Source organism: Balneolales bacterium ANBcel1, assembly GCA_029688905.1.
Taxonomy (GTDB): domain Bacteria; phylum Bacteroidota; class Rhodothermia; order Balneolales; family Natronogracilivirgulaceae; genus SLLW01.
This window is the reverse complement of sequence record JARULB010000017.1, coordinates 1-2,830: the sequence shown is the minus strand read 5'-3', so window position 1 is coordinate 2,830 and position 2,830 is coordinate 1. Positions and strand designations below refer to the sequence as shown.

Annotated in this window: 3 protein-coding genes; all 3 read left to right on the top strand. The window is 33.0% G+C overall.

Annotated features, from left to right (window positions below; translation table 11 throughout):
• The coding region (locus tag QA596_12805) for a hypothetical protein (GenBank protein ID MDG5768331.1) at positions 1 to 1,261 on the top strand (1,261 nt) is incomplete at its 5' end.
• A 118-nt stretch (positions 1,262 to 1,379) separates the two neighbouring features.
• Positions 1,380 to 2,168 carry a hypothetical protein gene (locus QA596_12800; protein ID MDG5768330.1) on the top strand — a complete coding sequence of 263 codons (789 nt, stop codon included), beginning with the start codon at positions 1,380 to 1,382 and terminating at the stop codon, positions 2,166 to 2,168.
• 71 nt (positions 2,169 to 2,239) lie between these two features.
• A complete protein-coding gene (locus QA596_12795; protein MDG5768329.1) occupies positions 2,240 to 2,743 on the top strand; it encodes a super-infection exclusion protein B in 504 nt (167 codons plus the stop codon).
• The last annotated feature ends 87 nt before the right edge of the window (positions 2,744 to 2,830 follow it).

Genomic DNA, 2,830 nt, shown 5'->3' with positions numbered 1-2,830 from the left:
GGCAACATTAAATCCAATTCTTGATATGAATCGCGGAAAAGAAAATAAAAGACATAGTATCGAAGTAGACTTGAATGTCGAAGGTCTTCAAAACTCTTTTGAAAAGATCAAGAACAATGTATTCGATTTAACTGCTTATGATGGAAAGATTAATGCATTTCAAATATCCCCAGAAATAAATTTGGCAAATGATATATTAAATGACTCGAAAAATTTATTTCAAACCGACGCTTTGAAAATTGATACAGATATACTCAATCCTTCGCTTGGTTTAGATGCCATTAAATCAGAAGTTTTTGATGCTCAATCAATAATAAATGTAAATGAAGGAATATCTAGTCTTGTAAACGATCCTTTAAAAATATCAAATTCTGTTAACGAAATATTTGCGGTTGATAGATCTTGGAGTGAAAAGTTTGACCCCTTAAAACTTGATCTTTCAATTGATGAAGTTAAAGGATCTGCTATATTTCCGAACTTGGAAATATCAACTAATCACTTAGCTTCAAGCGCTTTATTGTCAGAGTCCACTTATTTAAACCTCGACATAATTGGTAAATGCATTGAATCAAATTTTTCATTAAATGCTACAGAAGTAATAACAGATTTCTCAAATTCTTTTTCAAAATTTGGTTCAATGATTGCTTTAGAAAATGAAATTTCTTCAGGTTTTCATATCAATAATGATCTGTTAAATATTAGCTCTGGTCAATTACTAAGATCCGGTTCACTGTTAGATGATTTAGCAATATCTGACAAATTTCATCTACCTCACTACGAAGAGAAAAATGTATATCTCGAACAAAAAGAAGAGCAAGAAGACGATGAATTGAAAAAAATGCTGTTTGATTTAAATGAAGGACTTGTTGATATGTTAGAAGGTGCTGAAAAAACTATAAATTCTTCTAATCCAGATAAAGTGCGTCACTTTGGTACATCATTAAGAGAACTTTTCACACATGTCCTTCACCAACTCGCGCCAAACAATCAAGTATCTAATTGGACTGATGATCCAAACCATTTTCATAATGATAGGCCAACCAGAAAGGCAAAAATACTTTACATATCTCGGAATTATAACAATAAAATGTTCCAAGATTTTCTTCTTGCTGATGTCAAGTCAGTTTTATCATTTATCGATTTATTTCAAGGAATTACACATTCGGTGAAGAGTCATTATACCGAGCAACAGTTAAAAGGGATGTTGATAAAAATGAAAGGAACGTTACATTTTTTAATCAGCACTATGAAATCATCATAATGTTGCCTAACAAAGCAAATCAAGCGGTCGCGATTACTTTTAGATGCTAATATTCATAGACTTAGCCGCGCCGCTTATTTGCGGGCCGTTATACCGCTTTAAAACATAATCTCAAATCATGAGTTTGACCAATTTCTTTAAAAATCTATTTGGTAGTTCTGAGACAACGGTAAAGAAAACTGATTATGGCTCGTCTTTTAGTAAACATGTAGGCAACACCAATGCGATCTGTCCATACTGTGAAGAGAAATTGGAAAAGATGCCTAAAAGAAAAACTAAATGTCTTAAATGTGAGAATTATATTTATAAGAGAACTAGACCTTATGATGAAGTTGATATAATTGTAAGAGAAGATCAGTTGGATATTATTGAAGAAGAATGGGCGATTAAAAATGGTAGTCATGATATTTATTTAAAAGAAAAGGCGAGGGAAAAACGAATTCGTGATGGAATGCGTGAAAGATTTGGTAAAGAACCTGCTGATTATGATGTAGAATTTCGTGTGCTAAATGATCAAGCTGTTGAGGCTGAGTTTTCAGGTGATTGGGGTTTTGCTAGAAATTACAGATTAAATATGGCTAAGAATTTAGAGAAAAGAAAAAGCCATGAGCTGGCATTAAGATTGTATTATCATGTATGCTATCTGGATATAAATGGTCCAAACAACAGAAGTGGTATGCAATCTGTTGATTTGGATAAATATCCATACTTCACGCCAAAGAGTGGATTTTTAGCTCCAGGTGTGATTAAGAGGATGAAAAAATTAATTAGCAAACTCGAGTTTGATGAAGAAGATTGTAAACATGGATTTATAGAAGTTAACAAGCCAATTTCTAAAGGTTCGCCAACTCCTTTAGCACCTGAAAAAGCATGGATAGAGTTAAAAAAGGAATTATTTGGGGACTGATTTAATATTAAATAGAAATACCATTGAACATACAGTATAACCACTATACCTTCTGAAAAAGCAGCTTAGATATGTCTGATATTTCGTTATCAACAATTAAAGAATGGTTAAAGCTTAAGCCACGATATTTGTTTTCAATATTGCTGGTATCTGGCGTTTTGATTTTTTCTCCTGAAACATGGCTTAATGAACTTGGATTAAAATCAATTGTCGATTCTTATAGAGGATGGATTGGAGGAGTTTTTTTAGTTTCTGGCATTTTACTACTAACCAATGGTTTAGCCTTTCTATTCGAACCAATACAGGGAAGTATCAATGATTGGCGATACACATTAGTTTACTCTAAACAACTAAAAACACTTTCTTCTACAGAGAAAAAAGTTTTAAAAAAATATTTCGATCAAGACACACAATCATTGCAGTTAGGTTCTATGGATGGAATAGCTGGGGGGTTGGTTGCAAAAAATATTTTATTTCGATCTTCAAGTCTGGGTACAGCCGATGCATATTTTGCTTACAACATACAACCCTGGGCTTGGGTTTATTTGAAAAAACATCCTGAATTACTAAACTAAACCGCGGTATAACAAGCATTTCCTGCGGACGTGCAAGCGATTTTTGCTCAACTTTAAAGTTGATTGCCACGCCGCAGAAATGCCAAA